Source organism: Nonomuraea sp. SYSU D8015 (assembly GCF_008065375.1).
Lineage (GTDB): Bacteria > Actinomycetota > Actinomycetes > Streptosporangiales > Streptosporangiaceae > Nonomuraea.
In genome coordinates this window covers 284,584-302,419 of record NZ_VJYI01000010.1, presented here as the reverse complement: position 1 = coordinate 302,419, position 17,836 = coordinate 284,584, and the positions used below count along the sequence as shown (strand labels likewise).

Annotated in this window: 22 protein-coding genes and 1 pseudogene; 15 read left to right on the top strand and 8 right to left on the bottom strand. The window is 72.5% G+C overall.

What is annotated here, in order from left to right:
• Positions 1-47 precede the first annotated feature (47 nt).
• Both ID574_RS35705 and ID574_RS35700 read left to right on the top strand, forming a co-directional pair.
• The gene (locus ID574_RS35705; RefSeq protein ID WP_188193395.1) at positions 48-464 is read left to right on the top strand and encodes a CBS domain-containing protein; all 417 of its coding nucleotides are present in this window, start codon (positions 48-50) and stop codon (positions 462-464) included.
• Positions 465-473: 9 nt separating this feature from the next.
• The gene (locus tag ID574_RS35700; protein WP_188193394.1) at positions 474-845 is read left to right on the top strand and encodes an MmcQ/YjbR family DNA-binding protein; all 372 of its coding nucleotides are present in this window, start codon (positions 474-476) and stop codon (positions 843-845) included.
• Positions 846-945: 100 nt separating this feature from the next.
• Here the strand turns inward: ID574_RS35700 and ID574_RS35695 are convergent, their stop codons facing one another.
• The 4 genes from ID574_RS35695 to ID574_RS35680 all read right to left on the bottom strand — a co-directional run bounded on the left by ID574_RS35695 (position 946) and on the right by ID574_RS35680 (position 4,326).
• Complete coding sequence (locus tag ID574_RS35695; RefSeq protein ID WP_223167406.1) at positions 946-1,821, bottom strand: hypothetical protein; 876 nt, start codon at positions 1,819-1,821, stop codon at positions 946-948.
• A 21-nt stretch (positions 1,822-1,842) separates the two neighbouring features.
• Positions 1,843-2,778: a CPBP family intramembrane glutamic endopeptidase gene (locus ID574_RS35690; protein WP_188193393.1), complete on the bottom strand. Its 936-nt coding sequence runs from the start codon at positions 2,776-2,778 to the stop codon at positions 1,843-1,845.
• Positions 2,775-3,332, bottom strand: a complete 558-nt coding sequence (locus ID574_RS35685; RefSeq protein ID WP_188193392.1) for a PadR family transcriptional regulator — start codon at positions 3,330-3,332, stop codon at positions 2,775-2,777. Before ID574_RS35685 ends, ID574_RS35690 begins: the two co-directional genes overlap by 4 nt.
• Positions 3,333-3,465: 133 nt before the next feature.
• Positions 3,466-4,326 carry a D-alanyl-D-alanine carboxypeptidase family protein gene (locus ID574_RS35680; RefSeq protein WP_188193391.1) on the bottom strand — a complete coding sequence of 287 codons (861 nt, stop codon included), beginning with the start codon at positions 4,324-4,326 and terminating at the stop codon, positions 3,466-3,468.
• A gap of 99 nt (positions 4,327-4,425) precedes the next feature.
• Here ID574_RS35680 and ID574_RS35675 point away from each other — a divergent pair, with 99 nt between their 5' ends.
• Genes ID574_RS35675 through ptsP form a run of 8 tightly spaced genes read left to right on the top strand, consistent with a single transcriptional unit; the run spans position 4,426 to position 11,397 of the window.
• Positions 4,426-5,187, top strand: coding sequence for a DeoR/GlpR family DNA-binding transcription regulator (locus ID574_RS35675; RefSeq protein WP_188193390.1), 762 nt, complete (start codon positions 4,426-4,428; stop codon positions 5,185-5,187).
• Positions 5,184-6,158 (top strand): 1-phosphofructokinase, encoded by a 975-nt coding sequence (gene pfkB / locus ID574_RS35670; RefSeq protein WP_188193389.1) that lies wholly within the window; start codon positions 5,184-5,186, stop codon positions 6,156-6,158. Before ID574_RS35675 ends, pfkB begins: the two co-directional genes overlap by 4 nt.
• Positions 6,159-6,208: 50 nt before the next feature.
• Entirely contained in the window at positions 6,209-7,330 is a 1,122-nt protein-coding gene (mtlA, locus tag ID574_RS35665; RefSeq protein ID WP_223167405.1) for a mannitol-specific PTS transporter subunit IIC, read from the top strand.
• A 3-nt stretch (positions 7,331-7,333) separates the two neighbouring features.
• A complete protein-coding gene (locus ID574_RS60440) occupies positions 7,334-7,642 on the top strand; it encodes a PTS sugar transporter subunit IIBC family protein (RefSeq protein ID WP_223167404.1) in 309 nt (102 codons plus the stop codon).
• On the top strand, positions 7,635-8,060 hold the full coding sequence (locus tag ID574_RS35660) for a PTS mannitol transporter subunit IIA (RefSeq protein WP_188193388.1): 426 nt from the start codon (positions 7,635-7,637) through the stop codon (positions 8,058-8,060). Before ID574_RS60440 ends, ID574_RS35660 begins: the two co-directional genes overlap by 8 nt.
• A complete protein-coding gene (locus ID574_RS35655) occupies positions 8,057-9,061 on the top strand; it encodes a zinc-dependent dehydrogenase (RefSeq protein ID WP_188193387.1) in 1,005 nt (334 codons plus the stop codon). Before ID574_RS35660 ends, ID574_RS35655 begins: the two co-directional genes overlap by 4 nt.
• A gap of 13 nt (positions 9,062-9,074) precedes the next feature.
• Positions 9,075-9,356 (top strand): HPr family phosphocarrier protein, encoded by a 282-nt coding sequence (locus ID574_RS35650; protein WP_188193386.1) that lies wholly within the window; start codon positions 9,075-9,077, stop codon positions 9,354-9,356.
• Positions 9,349-11,397, top strand: coding sequence for a phosphoenolpyruvate--protein phosphotransferase (gene ptsP / locus ID574_RS35645; protein WP_223167403.1), 2,049 nt, complete (start codon positions 9,349-9,351; stop codon positions 11,395-11,397). The genes ID574_RS35650 and ptsP overlap by 8 nt, the downstream gene beginning before the upstream one ends.
• Positions 11,398-11,449: 52 nt before the next feature.
• Here ptsP and ID574_RS35640 read toward each other — a convergent pair whose 3' ends face one another.
• Positions 11,450-12,805, bottom strand: coding sequence for an alpha-L-fucosidase (locus ID574_RS35640; RefSeq protein WP_188193385.1), 1,356 nt, complete (start codon positions 12,803-12,805; stop codon positions 11,450-11,452).
• Positions 12,806-13,159: 354 nt separating this feature from the next.
• Entirely contained in the window at positions 13,160-13,804 is a 645-nt protein-coding gene (locus tag ID574_RS35635; RefSeq protein ID WP_188193384.1) for an SDR family oxidoreductase, read from the bottom strand.
• Positions 13,805-13,827: 23 nt separating this feature from the next.
• On the opposite strand from ID574_RS35635, the gene ID574_RS60435 reads away from it, so the two are divergent.
• From ID574_RS60435 to ID574_RS35620, 5 genes and pseudogenes are all read left to right on the top strand, one after another.
• Positions 13,828-14,031: an HAD family hydrolase gene (locus ID574_RS60435; protein ID WP_223167402.1), complete on the top strand. Its 204-nt coding sequence runs from the start codon at positions 13,828-13,830 to the stop codon at positions 14,029-14,031.
• A gap of 41 nt (positions 14,032-14,072) precedes the next feature.
• A pseudogene (locus tag ID574_RS60425) lies at positions 14,073-14,357 on the top strand (HAD family hydrolase); the annotation flags it as partial.
• Between the two features lie 61 nt (positions 14,358-14,418).
• Complete coding sequence (locus tag ID574_RS60420) at positions 14,419-14,556, top strand: hypothetical protein (RefSeq protein WP_223167432.1); 138 nt, start codon at positions 14,419-14,421, stop codon at positions 14,554-14,556.
• A 65-nt stretch (positions 14,557-14,621) separates the two neighbouring features.
• Entirely contained in the window at positions 14,622-16,046 is a 1,425-nt protein-coding gene (gene gndA, locus ID574_RS35625; RefSeq protein WP_188193383.1) for an NADP-dependent phosphogluconate dehydrogenase, read from the top strand.
• Positions 16,047-16,137: 91 nt separating this feature from the next.
• Positions 16,138-16,443 (top strand): hypothetical protein, encoded by a 306-nt coding sequence (locus ID574_RS35620; protein WP_188193382.1) that lies wholly within the window; start codon positions 16,138-16,140, stop codon positions 16,441-16,443.
• A gap of 10 nt (positions 16,444-16,453) precedes the next feature.
• Here the strand turns inward: ID574_RS35620 and ID574_RS35615 are convergent, their stop codons facing one another.
• Both ID574_RS35615 and ID574_RS35610 read right to left on the bottom strand, forming a co-directional pair.
• Positions 16,454-17,011, bottom strand: coding sequence for a DUF6529 family protein (locus tag ID574_RS35615; protein WP_188193381.1), 558 nt, complete (start codon positions 17,009-17,011; stop codon positions 16,454-16,456).
• Positions 17,011-17,832 carry a hypothetical protein gene (locus ID574_RS35610; RefSeq protein WP_188193380.1) on the bottom strand — a complete coding sequence of 274 codons (822 nt, stop codon included), beginning with the start codon at positions 17,830-17,832 and terminating at the stop codon, positions 17,011-17,013. Before ID574_RS35610 ends, ID574_RS35615 begins: the two co-directional genes overlap by 1 nt.
• Positions 17,833-17,836: the final 4 nt, after the last annotated feature.

The window sequence follows — 17,836 nt, the reverse complement described above, 5'->3', positions numbered from 1 at the left end:
GCCCGGGTAGGGGGTCTGCCGGACCGAACCGACAGGAGGATTCCACGATGGCGAAGACCGTAGGGGATGTCATGACGTCCCACCCGGCGACGGTCGAGGGCGACCAGCCCGTGTCCGTCGCCGCCGCGCTCATGCGCGACAACGACGCCGGCGCCGTGATCGTCAACGACAACGGACGCATGGCCGGCATCGTCACCGACCGCGACATCGCGGTGCGCGTGGTGGCCGACGAGAAGGGCCCGCAGACGCCGGTGCGCGACGCGTGCAGCCCGTCCGTCGAGGCCGTCGGCCCCGACACCAGCATCGACCAGGCGGTCCAGCTCATGCGCTCGCACGCCGTGCGCCGCCTGCCGGTGGTCGAGGACGGCCGCGCCGTCGGCATCGTCAGCCTCGGCGACCTCGCGATGGAGCGCGACCCGAGCTCGGCGCTCGCCGACATTTCGGCCGCCGAAGGCAACCGGTAACGTGGCGGTGTGATCACCGTCGACGACGTACGGCAGTTCGCGCGCACGCTCCCGCGCACGTCCGAGCACCTCATCAGGGATCGCGTCAAGTTCCGCGTAGGCAAGATCGTCTATGTGGCGTTCTCGCGGGATGAGACGCTGATGGGCTTCGGGTTCCCCAAGGAGGAACGCGAGGCGCTGGTGGCGGCGGAGCCGGAGAAGTTCCTCATGCCGAGGGAGTCCGACCTCCGCTTCAACTGGGTGGTGGCGCGCATGGCCGCCCTCGACGTGGCGGAGATGCGCGAGCTGGTGCTGGAGGCGTGGCGGATGTGCGTGCCCAAGAAGGTGCGCCTGGAGCAGCAGGCGGCGGCCGAGCACGCCCTCCTCGGGGGCGGCCCCTGAACGGGAACCCCTCCCGGCCGCCGTCAACCCCCTCCGGCCGGCCCCACGTCGTCTGCCAGTCATGACGTCCCATGTGACGAAACGTCATGACGTGGGCCGATCAAGACGGGGCGAGCCGGTCGAGGCCCAGCGCGCTGATCAGCAGGCGTTCCTTGCGGTTGCCGAGCAGGCGCGCCGTCCAGTCCACGAACCCGCCGTCGCCGACCTCCAGCCCGTTGCCGTAGATCTTGTAGCACAGGCCGGTGTAGTAGCCGCGGCCGCTCTGCCGTTCCGGGTCCGGTGTGGTGGCGAGCGGCGCGGCCATGCGCTCGAAGCGCTCGTCCAGGACCGTGACGCTGGCCTGGGGGTCCGGGATCCCGCAGGCGCGTACGGCGTCGGCGAGGATGCGCAGGTGCTCGGCCGCGTGCTGCCGCTCGAAGGTCAGGTCCCCGGTGTCGCGGCCTGCGGTCACCAGGGCGAACAGCGTGAAGTGGGCGTGGCTCGCGGCGCCGTCGAACCGCTGGGCGCGTGCGACGCGCTGCAGGGCGGCCAGCCGTACCGGCTCGGCCCCTTTCGCGGCGCGGCGGCGCGCCGCCGCCTCCAGGGCGAGCGCGTTGGTGGGGTCGGCGGCGACCTCGCTGTTCCTGATGGTGGAGACGACCTTGTTCTGGTCGACCGGGCCGAGCGCCGAGCAGGCGCCGAGCGGCGCCACCGGGGCGAGCGTGACGACCTCGACGTCGGCGGGCAGCGCCGACAACACGGCGTCCTCCACGCGCCGCAAGCTGCGGAACGGGACCTGAGCGGGGGCGACGAAGCGGTCCTGGCCATAGCGGCGCAGCACGTCGGCCGGGGACAGGGCCCGGACGCGGCGGCGCATCACCTCCAGCAGCAGCGTGGTCAGGTCGGCGCCGGACAGGCGCTCGGACAGGACGTCGAGGACCTCGGATCCGCCCGCCTCCTTGAGCACCCGGTCGAGTGCGCGCGTTGACTCCGTCATCTCCCACCCCTATCACGATCATTAGCGCGCACGCCCGGGGTTTTCCGGTCGGCCCGGAACCACCCCCTGCTTCCCCAAACGGAGACGGTGAAGAAGGAGCCCGAGGCCGCCGAAGATCACCATTGAGGCGATCGAGTGGGACGCGATCCCGATCCACGCGTCGGCATGGCCCTCGAGACGCAGGTGGCCGTTGAGCAGGAGCGGCGTCACCAGCGCGTTGCTCACCGTGTGCATGGCCACGCCCGGCCAGATGGAGCCGGTACGCACCCGCAGCTCGCCGTACAGGACGGCCACGGCCACGATGCCGGCGTTGAAGAGCGGCAGGAACCAGACCCACGGCAGGCTCGTGGTCACGGCGAAGTCCGCGGCCCGCATCCACACGAGGTAGAGCGGCAGGTGCCACACTGCCCACAGCACGCCGACGAGCACGTGCGGCGCGATGCCGGGCAGGCCGAGCGCCATGGCGGTACGGGTGGCGTACCCGCGGAAGATCAGCTCTTCCAGCAGGTTCTTGACGAGGAGGAACGCGAGCGCGGCGGCGAACGCCTCGGCGAGGGCGGGCTTGCCCGCAGCGGGGGTGAGGGAGAACGTCGCGGCGCCGGTGGCCGTCGCGAGCGCCACGCAGAGGGCTGTCGCGGCGGGGTAGAGCGCGACCGCGAAGGCGAACCAGCGGACGCGACCGGCGAACCGTAAGGTCAGGCCCAGCGGTCCCGCGCCGTCCTTGCCGAAGAAGTGGAGCGCGAGCGCCGTGAGCGCCGGGACGAGCAACCACAGCCCCTGCCCCAGCGTGCTGCCGCTGGTGGAGGTGGTGGTGGCGGCGCCGGTCGACTCTCCGGCCGCCCGGTCCAGCGCGGCGAACACCCAGCCGCCGCCCGCCACGACGACGGCGAAGATCGCGAAGTTGACGCGGGCGCGATGTCGGGAGACGGCGGGCGGGGCCGGTATGACCGCGGTCATCGGGGTTCTCCGTTCTCGGGGAGGGTGTCGAGCAGGGCCAGGGCTTCCTCGGCCCAGGCGACGGCGGCCTCGGCGCCGTGCCGGCCCGCCGAGATGGTCATGAGGGTGTACGGCAGATCCGGGGAGTCCCGGTCCTCCTCGGAGACCGTGCGCGTCAGGGCGTCGTATTCGGCCAGCCGCCGCTCGGCGTCGGCCTTGGCCTCCTCGAGGAGCTCCCGGCAGCGGCGGACGCCGAGCTGCCGGCCGAAGAACAGGCGCAGCAGGAGCCCGTTGCGCGGCGGCACGGCCTTGATCGGCTCGTTCAGCAGGTCGCGCAGGCGGGTCAGGCCGGAATCGGTGAGCTGGAAGATCGACGATCGGGCGCGCGGCCCCTCCTGGCGCTGGACGTGCCCCTCCTTCTCCAGGGCGTTGAGTGTGGGGTAGATCTGGCCGAAGCTCTCGCTCCAGAAGTGTCCGAGCACTTCCCTGATGGCCTCGCGCAGGGCATATGCCGTCATCGGCTGCATGCTGAGGGCACCCAGGACCGCCATCTCCGTCTGATCTCGCCGTGCCATCGACTACTCCCTTCTATCTGGTAGATATATCTAACAGATAGAAGGGAGTCTGGGCAACGGCGGGTTGAAGGGGGCGGGCGCTGAACCGCCGGCCGCGGGATCGCGGCCGGCGGCGGCGGAGAAGCTCAGGCGGTCAGGAGAGGCTGCGGTAGAGGTCGCGGGTCAGCGTGGTGATGCGCTTGACGGAGGAGCTCCACGTGCCGCCGGCCGGGTGGGCCGTCAGCACCGCCATGACGTACCGCTCGCCCTTGCCGACCAGGCCGGTCGTGTGCAGCACGGGGCGGCCGTAGTCGGGCACGCCCGAACCGGTGGCGCGCTGGGCGATCCACGAGATGGGCGCGCCCACCGCCCGGGCGTCGCACCTGATCGGCGGCGTCGTGCCGAACCCGGACCAGCCCTGCTTGACCGCCCACGGCCGCGGCACCGCGTCCGGGATGCCGAAGGTCTGGTCGAAGCCGTCGGTGCCGCACGGCGCGGCCTGCCGCAGGTGGCCCAGGATGGTGTCCCTGACCCGGGCGTCGGCCTTGTCCAGCAAGTAGCGGTAGGTGCGGACGATGTCGTACGCGCTCAGCGAGGTGTAGCCCCAGAAGCCGGGCTTGGAGGCGGGCGGCGGCGTGGTGTCGGCGAGGCCGAGCTTGCGGGCCGTGCGGACGATGATCTGCCCCTTGCCGCCCCGGTTCCAGAACGCCGAGGCCGCGTCGTCGTCGCTGGACCGCAGCATCACTTTCAGCAGCCCGGCGTCGGCCGCGGGCACGCTCTTGCGCCGCTCGAGGTAGTCGATCGCGATGAGGATCTTCACGACGGACGCCGAGCGGTATTTCCTGTGCGCGTTCCGCGCGGCCGCGAACGTGCCCGCCTGCCGGTCGAACACCACCCACGCCGCCGTCGTCCCGGCCGGCACGCGCGGCGGCTTGGCCGCCGCCCCGGCGGGAAGGGCGAATGCGGCGAGGAGGGGCAGGGCCACCGCCGCGGCAGCCAAGGGCTTGATGCGCATCCGCCTATAACTACCAGATTTTACCCACCCACCCTTGACCTTCCAACGAAAACGGGTATAAACACAGAGGAAACCAAACCGAAACGGCGGTGAATCAACATGTACGCCGAGGAGCGGCAGCAGGAGATCCTGCGCAGAGCGCGGGCCGCGGGCCGCGTCGACGTGGTGACGCTGGCCGCCGAGCTCGACGTGACCACCGAGACGATCCGCCGCGACCTGACGTCGCTGGAGCGTGCGGGCGTGCTGCGCCGGGTGCACGGGGGCGCGATACCGGTGGAGCGGCTCGGGTTCGAGCCGGCGCTGGCCGCCCGCGACGAGGTGATGACGACCGAGAAGGAGCGCATCGCCAAGGCGGCGCTGGCCGAGCTGCCCGAGGACGGCTCAGTGATCATCGACGCGGGCACCACCACGGGCCGGCTGGTCCAGGTGCTGCCGGCCGACCGGGAGCTCACCGTCGTGGTGAACTCGCCGCCGCTGGCCACGGCCCTGGCCGCCCGCGCCAACCTGCACGTGATCATGCTGGGTGGCCGGCTGCGCGGCAACACCCTCGCCACGGTGGACGACTGGGCGCTGCGCCCACTGGCCCACCTCAACGTGGACGTGGCGTTCATGGGCACCAACGGCTGCTCGGTGGCCAGGGGCCTGACCACGCCGGATCCGGCCGAGGCGGCGATCAAGCGGGCCATGGTCAAGGCCGCGCAGCGCAGCGTGCTGCTGGCCGACCACACGAAGTTCACCAACACCTACCTGGCCACGTTCGCCGAGCTGAGCGAGATCGACGTGGTGATCAGCGACACCGGGCTGGACCCCGCGCTGGCCGCCGACCTGACGGCGGCGGGCCCGGAGGTGATCAGGGCGTGATCCTCACTCTGACGCTCAACCCGAGCCTCGACCGCACCATCGAGATCGCCGCGCTGGACAGGGGCGCGGTCATCCGCGCCGCCGCCGCCCACCTGGACCCGGGCGGCAAGGGCGTCAACGTCTCGCGCGCCCTGCTCGCCAACGCCATCGCGAGCCGCGCGGTGGTGCCGTACGGCGGGGACGAGGGCAGGCAGCTCGTCCGCCTGCTCGCCGCCGAGGGCCTCGACATGGTCACCGTCCCCGTGGCGGGCACGACCCGGTCGAACGTCACGCTGGCCGAGCCCGACGGCACCATCACCAAGATCAACGAGCCGGGCGGCGCCCTGTCGCCCGAGGAGCTGGACACGATCGCCGACGCCGTGCTCGCCGCCGCCCACGAGGCGGACTGGGTGGTCGCCTCGGGCAGCCTGCCGCCCGAGGTGCCCGCCGACGTCTACGCCCGGCTGTGCCGCAGGTTCGCCGGGGCCGGCATCCACGTCGCGGTCGACACCAGCGGGGCCGCGCTCTCCTGCGCGCTCGACGCGGCGCCCGCCCTGGTCAAGCCGAACTTCGAGGAGCTCGCCGGCGTCACGGGCCTGCCCATCCAGACCCTCGGCGACGTGGTGAAGGCCGCGAGCGAGCTGCGGGCCGCGGGCGCGCGCACGGTCCTGGCCAGCCTGGGCGCCGACGGCGCCGTGCTCGTCGAGGAGGCCGGCGTCTGGCACGGCGAGGCGCCGGTGAGCGAGCCGCGCAGCTCCGTCGGCGCGGGCGACGCCATGCTGGCCGGCTTCCTCGCCGGCGGCGGGAGCGGCCGGGAGGCGCTGGCACGGGCGCTGGCGTGGGGCGCGGCCGCCGTGCGCCTGCCCGGCAGCCGGATGCCCGGGCCCGCCGACATCGACGACGCCGCCGTCACGGTCGGCCCTCCCGACCCGGCCCGGCCCCTCGCCTTCCCCGTCCTCGGCACCCCGTCCGCACCCGCTCCACTCCCCTAGCCCGGCGAAAGCGGCTGATCCACGCTCATCCCCCAGAAGGAGCAAGTCCCATGGCCGACACTTACACACCTCCGGTCACCGGCACCGGCGTCAAGGCCACCATCCAGCGCATCGGCGGCCATCTGGCCGGCATGATCATGCCGAACATCGGCGCGTTCATCGCCTGGGGCCTGATCACGGCGCTGTTCATCCCGACCGGCTGGCTGCCGAACGAGACGCTCGCGAAGATGGTCGGCCCGATCATCTCGACCCTGCTGCCGGTCCTCATCGCCTACACGGGCGGCCGGATGGTGCACGGGCAGCGCGGTGCGGTCGTCGGCGCGGTGGCGGTGATGGGCGTCGTGGTCGGCACGGAGGCCCCGATGTTCCTCGGCGCCATGATCATTGGCCCGCTCACCGCGCTGATCCTGAAATATGTGGACAAGTTCACGGAGGCGCGGACCAAGGCCGGGTTCGAGATGCTGGTGGACAACTTCTCCGCCGGCATCGTGGGCGGCGCGATGGCGGTGGTCGGGTTCCTCGGCATCGGGCCCGTCGTACAGGCGGTCACCACGGCCGCGGGCAACGCCGTCGAGTGGCTGATCGTCAACAACCTGCTGCCGGTGGCGTCCGTGCTGATCGAGCCGGCCAAGGTGCTGTTCCTGAACAACGCCATCAACCACGGCGTGCTCAGCCCGCTCGGCGTGGCGCAGGCGGCCGAGCACGGCAAGTCGATCCTGTTCATGCTGGAGTCGAACCCCGGCCCGGGGCTGGGCCTGCTGCTGGCCTTCCTGCTCTTCGGGCCGCGCCAGCTGCGGCCGAGCACGCCCGCCGCGATGATCATCCACTTCTTCGGCGGCATCCACGAGATCTACTTCCCGTACGTGCTGATGAAGCCGCGCCTCATCGTGGCGGTCATCGCGGGCGGCGCGGCCGGGGTGTTCACGTTCATGATCACCGGGGCCGGCCTGGTCGCCACCCCGTCGCCCGGCAGCATCTTCGCCTACCTCGCGGTCACGCCGAGGGGCGGCTGGCTGGGCTCGAGTCTGGGCATCCTCGTCGCCACGGCGGTGACGTTCGCCGTCGCCGCCGTCCTGCTCGGCTTCGGCAGGGGCGAGAAGAAGGATGACACCCCGGGCTCGGAGGAAGGCTCGGAGCAAACCGTCACCGAACCCGCCACCAAGGAGGCGTGAGCCATGGCCGGCATCGACAGCAAGGACATCCACAAGATCATCGTCGCCTGCGACGCGGGGATGGGCAGCAGCGTCATGCTCGCGTCCCAGCTGCGCAAGCAGCTCAAGGACAGCGGCGTGACCGTGGAGCACACCCCGGTCAGCTCCATCCCGGACGACGCCGACGTGGTGCTGTGCCACGCCGGGCTCGCCGCCCGGGCCAGGGCCGCGGCTCCGGGGAAGGTGCTGGTGCCGTTCCAGATCTTCCTCGGGGACCCGGCGGTGACCCGGCTGGTGAACACGATCAAGAACGGCGGCACGGTCGATGCGTGACGACCTGCTCGACCCGCGGGCGGTGCTGCTGCACGAGAGCGCCCCCGACCGCGAGGCGGCCATCCGGCTGTGCGGCCGGGTGCTGGTCGAGGTGGGGGCGGTCGCGGAGCCGTACGTCGAGGCGATGCTCGAACGCGAGCGGTCGATCTCCACGTACGTCGGCGAGGGCGTCGCCATTCCGCACGGGACGAACGCCTCCAAGGAGGACATCAAGCGCGACGCGATCTGCGTGGTGCGCTTCCCCGGCGGCGTGGACTGGGACGGCGAGCAGGTCGTCCTGTGCGTCGGCATCGCCGCCCGCGAGGGCGGCCACGTGCCGCTGCTGGCGTCGCTGGCCGAGATCCTGCTCGACCCCGACCGCGCCAAGGCGCTCCGCGAGGCCACCGAGGTGTCGCAGGTGATGAAGGAGCTCACATGAAGGTCGCCAGATTCCACGCCCCGGGCGACATCAGGATCGAGGACGCGCCCGAGCCCGTCGCCGGGCCCGGCGAGCTGAAGATCCGGGTACGCAACTGCTCGACCTGCGGCACGGACGCCAAGATCTACAAGTTCGGCCACCACCACATCAGGCCGCCCCGGGTGATGGGCCACGAGATCGCCGGCGAGGTCGTGGACACGGGCGCGCGGGTGCAGGTGATCGCCGCGATCCCGTGCGGGTCGTGCGCCGAGTGCCTGCGGGGCCGGCTGACGGTCTGCCCCAACCAGGAGTCGATGGGCTACCACTACGACGGCGGCTTCGCCGAGTACATGATCGTCCCGGCCAAGGTCCTGGCCGTGAACGGCGTCAACGCCATCCCCTCCGGCGTCGGGTACGCGGAGGCGTCCGTCGCCGAGCCGCTGGCCTGCGTGCTGAACGGGCAGGAGCTCGCCGGCGTCGGCGCGGGCGACGACGTGGTGGTGATGGGCGCGGGCCCGATCGGCTGCCTGCACGTCCGCCTGGCGCGGGCGCGTGGCGCCGCCCGGGTCTTCCTCGTGGACGTCAACGCGCAGCGCCTGTCGATGGCCGCCGAGCTGGTGCGCCCGGACGCGGCCATCGACGCCGACCCCGTCGAGCAGGTGCTCAAGCTGACCGGCGGCCGGGGCGCCGACGTGGTGATCACGGCGGCGGCGTCGGGGGCGGCGCAGGAGCAGGCGGTGCGGATGGCCGCCCGGCAGGGGCGGATCAGCTTCTTCGGCGGCCTGCCCAAGGACGCGCCGATCATCTCGCTCGACTCCAACCTGGTCCACTACCGCGAGTTGACCATCGTCGGCGCGAACGGCTCCAGCCCCGCCCACAACGCCGAGGCGCTGCGGCTGGTGGCCTCCGGGGCCGTGGTCGTCTCCGACCTGATCACCCACCGGCTGCCGCTGCCCCGCGTGCTCGACGGGATCGACCTCGTCAGCCGGGGCGCGGCCATCAAAGTCACGATCGAACCCTGAGGGGAGCGTTGTCATGGCACAGCGAACGGTCGCCGTGGCCTCCGCCAGCGGCCTGCACGCGCGTCCGGCCAAGTTGTTCGTGCAGGAGGCGGTGCGGCTCGGAGTGCCGGTGACGGTGCGGGCCGGCGACAAGGCGGTTCCGGCCAAGAGCATGCTCGGGGTGCTGTCGCTGGGGGTCGTCCAGGGCACGGAGGTGACGCTGGAAGCGGACGGGCCGGGGGCCGAGGAGGCGCTGGACGCGCTGGTGGCGCTGCTCTCGCGCGACCTGGACGCGGAAGAGGCCCTCGATGCCTGACACCCCCGCCCCGCAGCCCGGCTTCCCACCCCCGCCTTCCGCCCCCGGCTCCCCATCCCACCTCGACCTGCCGTTCCCCGACGGCTCCGGCGCCGCGTCCGCCGTCCACGCCATCGGCGGCGACACGCTGCCCGGCGGTGGCGCGCGGCGCGGGCGCGACCCCCAAGCTGGCGGCGGTGCCACCAGAGAACACGCGGCCGAAGGCGGGCACGCAACCGACGGCGGGCACCGGCCCGAGGGCGAACGCGTAGCCGCAAGCGGGAGCGGGACCCACGGCGGACATGCTGCCGCCGACCCGAGCGCGACCGACGGCGGGCGCGCCACCGCCGGCGAGAGTGGGCGTGGGGGCGTCGTAGAGAGGGGGAGCGATGCCGGGCCGGGGGCCAGTGGCGGCGGCACCCGTCCTGACAGCGGCCCCTGGGCGGGTGCCGTCGGGCGGCTCACCGGGCTCGGCGTCAGCCAGGGGCGGGCGGCGGGCCCGCTGATCCGGATGGCCGCGCCGCCGCGGCTCCCCGCGCCCCGGCCGGTGACCGACCCCGGCGCCGAGGCGGCCACGGTGGTCAAGGCCCTGGAGGCGGTGGCGGAAGACCTCGGGCGGCGGGCCACCGCCGTCCGAGCCGCCGGCGCCGGCGCCGGGGAGTCGTCGGGCGAGGCGGCCGACATCCTGGAGGCGCTCGCCATGATCGCCGACGACCCGATGCTGCGGGAGGAGGCGGAGGAGCGGGCCCGGGGAGGGCTCGACGCGGCGCACGCCCTGGACGCGGCCTTCTCCGGTCACCGGGAGGCGCTCGCCGCGCTCGGTGGCTACCTGGCCGAGCGGGCCGCCGACCTGGACGACCTCAAGCACCGGGCGGTGGCGTTCGCGCTGGACCTGCCCATGCCCGGCCTGCCCGCGCCCGGCCACCCGTACGTGCTGGTGGCCGAGGACCTCTCCCCCGCCGACACCGCCGGCCTCGGCCCCGACGTGCTGGCGCTGATCACGGAGCGCGGCGGCCCCACCAGCCACACCGCGATCCTCGCCCGCGGCCGCGGCCTGCCCGCGGTCGTGGCCTGCCCGGGGATCCTGGACGTCCCCGACGGCACGGTCGTCGGCGTGGACGGCACCACCGGCGAGGTCGCCGTCGGCCTCACCGAGGACGAGGCGGCCGAGGTCAGGGAGCGCGACCGCGCCGAGAAGGCCAGGCTGGCGGCGAGCAGCGGCCCCGGCAGGACCGCCGACGACCATCCCGTGAAGCTCATGCTCAACGTCGGCTCGGCGGCGGACCTGCGGCCGGGCGCCGAGGGCGTGGGCCTGTTCCGCACGGAGTTCCTGTTCCTGGACCGCAGGCAGCCGCCCTCGTTCGAGGAGCAGGTGGCGGCCTACGCCGAGGTGTTCCGGCAGGCGGAGACGGTCGTCGTCCGCACGCTGGACGCCGGCACCGACAAGCCGCTGCCGTTCCTGGAACTGCCGGAGGAGCCGAACCCGGCGCTGGGTGTCCGCGGCCTGCGGGTCGATCGCCTGCTGCCCGACGTGCTGGACACGCAGCTCGACGCGATCGCCGAGGCGGCCCGGGCCACCGGCGCGCAGGCGTGGGTGATGGCGCCCATGGTCACCACCATGGGCGAGGCGTCCGGCTTCGCCCGCCGCGCCCGCGCCAAGGGCATCGCCACCGTCGGCGTGATGGTCGAGGTGCCGGGCGCGGCGCTGCGGGCACGGCGGCTGCTGCAGGAGGTGGACTTCCTCAGCATCGGCACCAACGACCTGGCCCAGTACACCTTCGCGGCCGACCGCCAGCACCCGGCCCTGGCCGACCTGCTCGACCCGCGCCAGCCCGCCCTGCTGGAGCTGATCGCGATGTGCGCGGAGGCGGGACGGGAGGCGGGCAAGCCGGTGGGCGTGTGCGGCGAGGCGGCCGGCGACCCGCTGCTGGCGCCGCTGCTGGTGGGGCTGGGGGTGACGAGCCTGTCCATGGCCCCGGTGTGCGTCCCGGCCGTACGCGAGGCCCTGGCCGGCCTCACCCTGCGGGAGTGCCGGGAACGCGCCCGCGCCGCCCTCGCCTAGCCACTGCCGATGCGGGAAGAGGCCCCCGGTCCGGCGGGCGCTCCTGTGCGGATCAGCCGCTGATGGCGGAGGCGGGAGAGAGGCGCAGCGTGAAGGCAGGCCGCGGGTGCGGGACCTCGGGCAGTTCCACGCGCACCCCATGGGCTACAGGTCGCCACGGCAGAGCCGGACCGCCCTCGCGAAGCCTCACCTCGGCCCCGGGGGCGAGCCTGAGGTCCAGGTCGAGCCGGGCGGCCTCCGGAGTGCCGAGCACGATCGCGTGGACGGCGTCGGCGGTGGCGGTGTAGCGGATCTCCTGTCCGTCGCCGGTGGTGCCGGCGGGGCGGGTCCACGGCCTGGTGCGGTAGATGGCGTGGCCGTGCTCGTGCAGCCACCAGCCGATGTCGAGCAGCCGGGAGGCCTGCGGCCAGGGGATCTCGCCGGTGGCAGTGGGGCCGACGGCGAGCAGGAAGTTCCCGCCGCGGGCCACGCAGTCGACGAGTTCGTGGATGAGGTCTGTGGCGCTGTCGTAGTGCTCGTCGGTTTCCTGGCGGTTGTATCCGAACGAGGTGCCCATGCCGCGGGTGGACTCCCATTTGCGGTCGGCGGGCGCCGAGCCGGCGTAGTCGCTGTCGTATTCCAGGGTCGCGAAGTCGCCCAGGATGTCGTCGGAGTCGACGGCCGAGGCGGCGAAACGGTCGTTCACCGCACCGTCGGGGACCCTGCTGCGGTACCAGGCGATCAGCTCGGCGGGGTCGGCGGCCGGTGGATAGCCCATGTCGTTCCACAGGATGGAGGGCTCGTAGCGGTCGATCAGCTCCCGCCAGTGGGCGTCGGCGTAGCGGGCGTACTGCGGGTTCTGGGCGGGGTTGGCGGCCATCTCGCCGGTGAGGGGCAGGCCGCCGAAGGTGTAGTCGACTCCGCCGGTGTACAGGACGCCGAACCGCAGCCCTCGAGCCCGTACGGCGGCGGCGAACTCCCCGACGACGTCCCGTTCGGCGTTCCAGCCCGGCCTGCTCGGTGTGGTCGCGCTCGGCCACAGCAGGAACCCGTCCTGGTGCTTGGCGACCAGCACCGAGTACCTCGCACCGCAGCGGGCCAGCAGGTCCGCCCAGGGGGTGGGATCCCACTCCTCGGTTCGCCGGCGGAACTCGGCGACGAAGTCGTCGTAGGGCTTGCCGCCGTGGTGCTCGGCGTGATGGCGTGCCGTGGGGCTGTCCGGGATGAGCATCGTGTTCAGGTACATCTCCGCGGCCGGCAGTTCGCGCATGATCGTCTCGGCGTCGGGCACGTCCTCGCCGAACGACCACGGCGGCGCGAACGCCGGGACGGAGGCGGGCGTCCACACGACCATGATCCCGAACTTGGCGTCGTCGAACCATTCCGGAACCGTCCTGTGCGGCTGCGCCGATGGTGTCGTGCTCGTCATTGCGCGGGTGCTCCTTGTCTGCCGTCACGTCGCCGCTCAGGAGCCGGAATTCAGGCAGCCTGAACAGAGGGGGCGGCGATGGGAATCCGGAACTCGGCGGCCGCACGCGATCTCGGCAGGCCGCCACTCGTCAATCCGGCCGTCCGCGGTGACTTTCCCGGGCGGCTCGACAGCGATGCTACGAAAGAATTTGATCTATACGCATATGCGATTTCGTGTGACGCTCGTCACAGCGATGAGGCGTCGCATGCCCGCGCGGGACGTCGGTCCCGAGCCCAGGGCCACGCTAGGGAGGCGGCGCGGCGGGCCGGCCTTGAGACCGGTACGTCCGAGTACGCGATTTCCGTCACGACTTCACTCTGTGGCGACGAGCTCGATGACGGGCGTCTCCCCGGAGACGAGTTCGAGGGTCCGGCCCGCCGTGCCGGGGTTCTCCAAGAGGGCCATGATGACGGCCGCGACGTCGTCACGCGGCACCGATCCCGGCGGCACCTCGGGAGCCAGCCGGACCAGTCCGGTGCCCGGCTCGTCGGTCAGGCGGCCCGGCCGGAGGATCGTCCAGGCCAGGCCGTCGCGGCGGCGCAGGTCTTCCTCGGCCTCCGTCTTGGCCTTGATGTACGCGGCCCAGACCTCGTCCCGGCCAGGCGCGGGCGGTTTGCCGGCGCCCATCGAGGAGATCTGGATGAACCGGCGCACACCCGCCCGTTCGGCCGCGTCGGCGAGCAGCACGGACGCGGCCCGGTCGACGGTGTCCTTGCGTGCCGCGCCGCTGCCCGGGCCCGCGCCCGCCGCGAAGATCACGGCGTCGGCGCCCCGGACGATCTCCGTCACCTCCGCCACGGTCGCCTTCTCCAGGTCGCACACCACGGCCTGCGCCCCGGTGGCCTCGACGTCGGCGACGTGGGCCGGGTTGCGCACCAGACCGACCGCGCCCGCCTTCAGGCGCTCCGCCAGGCGCAGCGCGATCTTCCCGTGGCCTCCCGCGATGATGATCCGCATACGGCCCATGGTGTCATGGACACATGAAAGACCTCCCGCATGCCCCGACGCCCGCCTTCCTCTTCGACCTCGACGGCACCTTGATCGACAGCGTTTACCAGCACGTCATCGCCTGGAGACAGGCGCTGGCCGGGATGGGGATCGACCTGTCGGTGTGGCGCATCCACCGGCGGATCGGCATGAGCGGCGGGCTGTTCGTCAGCGCGCTGCTGCGCGAGCCGGGCTGAAGCTGACCCGCGAGGAGATCGACCAGCTGCAGATCTCCCACATGGAGGCGTACGAGCAGCAGGCGCGCTCGGTCAAGCCGCTGCCCGGCGCGGCCGAGCTGCTGGCGGAGCTGACCGCGCGCGGCGTCCCGTGGGCGATCGCCACCAGCGGATACGCCCGCACCGCCCGGCTCGCGCTCGGCATGCTCGGCCTGCCGGAGGAGACCCCGATGGTCACGCGGGATCTCGTGCGCCGGGCCAAGCCTGGCCCCGATCTGTTCCTCGCCGGTGCCTCGCTGGTCCGCGTGGATCCGAGGCATGCGATGGTGGTGGGCGACAGCGTCTGGGACCTGCTCGCCGCCCGCCGGGCCGGCGCCAGTGCGCTCCGTCTCATAACGGAGGGTGAGAGTGGCGACGAAGTCCCCACGAAAATACGCGACCAGCGGCAGGGAGGAGCTGGAGCGGGCCGGGGCTTTCCGGGTGTACGCCGATCCGGCGGACATGCTGGGCAGACTCGACGAACTCGGCGTACGACTCGACGACTGAATACCGGAATATCCTGCCGAACTCCCCGGCTGGATCATGCGTATTCCCCATAGAGGAGCTTGAGAATGGACTTGGCAGACATCGGCGTCACCGGCCTGGCCACCATGGGGCGCAACCTGGCACGCAACCTCGCCAGGCACGGGTACGCGGTGGCGGTGCACAACCGGTCGCACACGCGCACGCAGCAGCTGGTCAAGGAGTTCGGCGGGGAGGGCACGTTCGTGCCGTCCGAGGACCTCGCCGGCTTCGTCGCCTCGCTGAAGCGGCCGCGCCGGGCGATCATCATGGTCAAGGCGGGAGCGGGCACCGACGCGGTGATCGACCAGCTCGCCGACCTTATGGAGCCGGGCGACATGATCGTCGACGGCGGCAACGCGCACTTCGAGGACACCCGGCGGCGCGAGGCCGCGCTGCGCGAGCGGGGCCTCCACTTCGTCGGCACCGGCATCTCCGGCGGCGAGGAGGGCGCGCTCCACGGGCCGAGCATCATGCCCGGCGGGTCGAAGGAGTCGTGGGAGGCCCTGGGGCCGATCCTGCAGGACATCTCGGCCAAGGTGGACGGGGTGCCGTGCGCGGTCCACGTCGGGCCGGACGGCGCCGGGCACTTCGTGAAGATGGTGCACAACGGCATCGAGTACTCGGACATGCAGCTCATCGCCGAGTCGTACGACCTGCTGCGCCAGGCCCTGGGCGCGACGCCGGCCGAGCTGGCCGGGGTGTTCAGGGAGTGGAACGAGGGCGACCTGGGCTCCTACCTGATCGAGATCACCGCCGAGGTGCTCGAGCAGGTGGACGCCGAGACGGGCAAGCCGTTCGTGGACGTCGTGGTCGACCAGGCCGAGCAGAAGGGCACCGGCCGCTGGACGGTGCAGAGCGCGCTCGACCTGGGCGTTCCGGTGACGGGCATCGCCGAGGCGACGTTCGCCCGGGCGCTGTCCGGCCACCCGGAGCAGCGGGCCGCGGCCGCGTCGCTGCAGGGGCCGAAGCTGTCCGGGGTCGGCGGGCGCGAGCTGGTCGAGGACGTGCGGCAGGCGCTGTACGCGTCCAAGATCGTGGCGTACGCGCAGGGCTTCGACCAGATGGCGGCCGCCTCCAAGGAGTACGGCTGGGATCTGGACCTGGGCGCGATGGCGACCATCTGGCGCGGCGGGTGCATCATCCGGGCCGTGTTCCTGGACCGGATCCGGGAAGCGTACGACGCCAACCCGAACCTGCCGACGCTGCTGGCCGACCCGACGTTCGCCGCCGCCCTGGACGTGGCGCAGGAGTCGTGGCGGCGCGTGGTCACCACGGCCGTGCAGATCGGCGTGCCCACGCCGGGGTTCTCCTCGGCGCTGGCCTACTACGACGGGCTGCGCCGTGACCGGCTGCCGGCCGCGCTGGTGCAGGGGCTGCGTGACTTCTTCGGGGCGCACACGTACCGGCGGGTGGACAAGGAGGGCTCCTTCCACACCGACTGGTCCGGCGACCGCACCGAACACCCGGCCTAGGTCTCGCACAGCGGCGGCCCGCTCCTTCCGGGGCGGGCCGCCGCTGTGTCAGCGCTGTACGGCGATGGCCGGTTGCCGCATCATGGGCCGTATGATCGTTCGCACGTGGCGGGGCTGGACCCGATCGAGTGACGCCGAGGCCTACGAGTCCTATCTGATGCGCACCGGATTCGTCGGCTACACGTCGACCCCGGGCAACCGGGGGGCCTACTTCACCAGACGCGACGTGGGCGACAGGACCGAGTTCTTCCTGATCTCCCTCTGGGAGTCGTGGGACGCGATCAAGGCGTTCGCCGGGGACGACCCCGGCGCCGCGGTCTTCTACCCCGAGGACGACGCGTTCCTGGTCGAGCGGGAACGCACCGTCGACCACTACGAGCTGTTCGCCGGCACCTGAGCAGGCGCGATCAGAACTTCACGCCGATCGTCGTGAAGAACCACAGCGACGAGGTCAGCCAGAGGCCGACCAGCGCGGCGAAGGCCAGCCCGCCGAGGACGGGGAACGCCCAGGCGGGGATCCGCCGCCGGGGCAGGGACAGCATCTTGGTGGTGAAGACGCCGTAGAAGAAGCAGCCCGCGATGGAGTGGATCATCACGCGGGGCTCGTCGTAGCGGGCGCCCAGGGCGTACAGGCAGTGGAAGGCCACCGGCAGCGTCAGCAGGAACGCCAGCCGGCCCGACCAGCGGTGCAGGCCGGCGACCCAGGGGATGTCCAGCGGGATCCGGCCCCACATCACCAGGGCGGAGAAGATCTGGACCGCGGCGAGGACCAGCGCTCCCGTGGTCAGCCAGGCCTTCATCGGGAGCGCGCCGGAGAAGCCCGCGAGGCCGGCGGCGTAGCCGGCGGGCCGGTGGATCTCGCCGTAGACGCCGAGGACGACCGCGACGAGCGAGCCCCAGGCGAGCGGCAGGAGCAGCACGAGCCCGCTCGAGCGGCGGCGGATGTCGTACACGCTGTCGTCCATCAGCGGGCTCCCAAGAATTCGTCGACGTCCTGAGGATCGATCTCCGTACCTTCGATCACCGTGGGCTGTCCCGGCTCGGGGATCTCCACGGGGATCAGGACGCCGTCCAGATTCGCGGCGCCGACCCTGGTCCCGTCGGGCAGGTAGATCCATCCGGCCGTGAGCGTCGCGCCCCGGATCTGCGCGGTGGCCTTGTAGAGGCCGGACGGCTTGCGCACCTTCTGCGCGGTGAAGTTCCAGCGTTTCGCGCCGGTCCGCAACTCGCCGGTGGCCCTGGTGTTGTTGAACGCGGCGGTCACGGTGGAGCCGCCGGTGCTCTTCAGCGACACGCGTCCGTCGGAGGCCGTGCCCTGGAACCAGATCTCGGTCTTGCCGTCGCAGAAGTACCCGATCGCCTTGGCGCCGCGGATGGAGATCGCGATGAGCCCTCGGGTGCCCTGGACGCGTCCGGCGTAGTCGGCGCGGGCGGCCCTGGCGGTGGGCGTGGCGCTGGGGGTGGCGGCCGGCGTCTGGCCTTCGGGATCCTGCGGCGCGGCCCCGGCCTCGTCCTCCGGGGCCTGGCTGTCCTCCGGCGCCGGCGTGTCCACCTCCGGGGCCGGGGTGTCCTGCTCAGGAGCCTGGCTGTCCTCCTCGGCAGCCGGAGTGTCCTGCTCGGGAGCCGGGCTGTCCTCCTCGGGAGCCGGGGTCTCCTCCTCCGGAGGTGGAGCCTCCCCCTCGGGGGCTGGGGTCTCCACCTGTGCGGAGGCAGTGCTGTCGGCGGCGGCGGATCGTGGTGGAGGCGGCGTGGAGAGGGTGAACGCCGCCAGGGCGGCGATGGTCACCAGG

What these genes read in the sequence shown, in the direction of transcription:
- ID574_RS35705 (WP_188193395.1), top strand. Translation starts at nt 48, where the DNA reads ATGGCGAAGACCGTAGGGGATGTCATGACGTCCCACCCGGCGACGGTC.
- ID574_RS35695 (WP_223167406.1), bottom strand. Translation starts at nt 1,821, where the DNA reads ATGACGGAGTCAACGCGCGCACTCGACCGGGTGCTCAAGGAGGCGGGC.
- ID574_RS35690 (WP_188193393.1), bottom strand. Translation starts at nt 2,778, where the DNA reads ATGACCGCGGTCATACCGGCCCCGCCCGCCGTCTCCCGACATCGCGCC.
- ID574_RS35685 (WP_188193392.1), bottom strand. Translation starts at nt 3,332, where the DNA reads ATGGCACGGCGAGATCAGACGGAGATGGCGGTCCTGGGTGCCCTCAGC.
- ID574_RS35680 (WP_188193391.1), bottom strand. Translation starts at nt 4,326, where the DNA reads ATGCGCATCAAGCCCTTGGCTGCCGCGGCGGTGGCCCTGCCCCTCCTC.
- ID574_RS35675 (WP_188193390.1), top strand. Translation starts at nt 4,426, where the DNA reads ATGTACGCCGAGGAGCGGCAGCAGGAGATCCTGCGCAGAGCGCGGGCC.
- mtlA (WP_223167405.1), top strand. Translation starts at nt 6,209, where the DNA reads ATGGCCGACACTTACACACCTCCGGTCACCGGCACCGGCGTCAAGGCC.
- ID574_RS60440 (WP_223167404.1), top strand. Translation starts at nt 7,334, where the DNA reads ATGGCCGGCATCGACAGCAAGGACATCCACAAGATCATCGTCGCCTGC.
- ID574_RS35660 (WP_188193388.1), top strand. Translation starts at nt 7,635, where the DNA reads ATGCGTGACGACCTGCTCGACCCGCGGGCGGTGCTGCTGCACGAGAGC.
- ID574_RS35655 (WP_188193387.1), top strand. Translation starts at nt 8,057, where the DNA reads ATGAAGGTCGCCAGATTCCACGCCCCGGGCGACATCAGGATCGAGGAC.
- ID574_RS35650 (WP_188193386.1), top strand. Translation starts at nt 9,075, where the DNA reads ATGGCACAGCGAACGGTCGCCGTGGCCTCCGCCAGCGGCCTGCACGCG.
- ptsP (WP_223167403.1), top strand. Translation starts at nt 9,349, where the DNA reads ATGCCTGACACCCCCGCCCCGCAGCCCGGCTTCCCACCCCCGCCTTCC.
- ID574_RS35640 (WP_188193385.1), bottom strand. Translation starts at nt 12,805, where the DNA reads ATGACGAGCACGACACCATCGGCGCAGCCGCACAGGACGGTTCCGGAA.
- ID574_RS35635 (WP_188193384.1), bottom strand. Translation starts at nt 13,804, where the DNA reads ATGCGGATCATCATCGCGGGAGGCCACGGGAAGATCGCGCTGCGCCTG.
- ID574_RS60435 (WP_223167402.1), top strand. Translation starts at nt 13,828, where the DNA reads ATGAAAGACCTCCCGCATGCCCCGACGCCCGCCTTCCTCTTCGACCTC.
- gndA (WP_188193383.1), top strand. Translation starts at nt 14,622, where the DNA reads ATGGACTTGGCAGACATCGGCGTCACCGGCCTGGCCACCATGGGGCGC.
- ID574_RS35620 (WP_188193382.1), top strand. Translation starts at nt 16,138, where the DNA reads ATGATCGTTCGCACGTGGCGGGGCTGGACCCGATCGAGTGACGCCGAG.
- ID574_RS35615 (WP_188193381.1), bottom strand. Translation starts at nt 17,011, where the DNA reads ATGGACGACAGCGTGTACGACATCCGCCGCCGCTCGAGCGGGCTCGTG.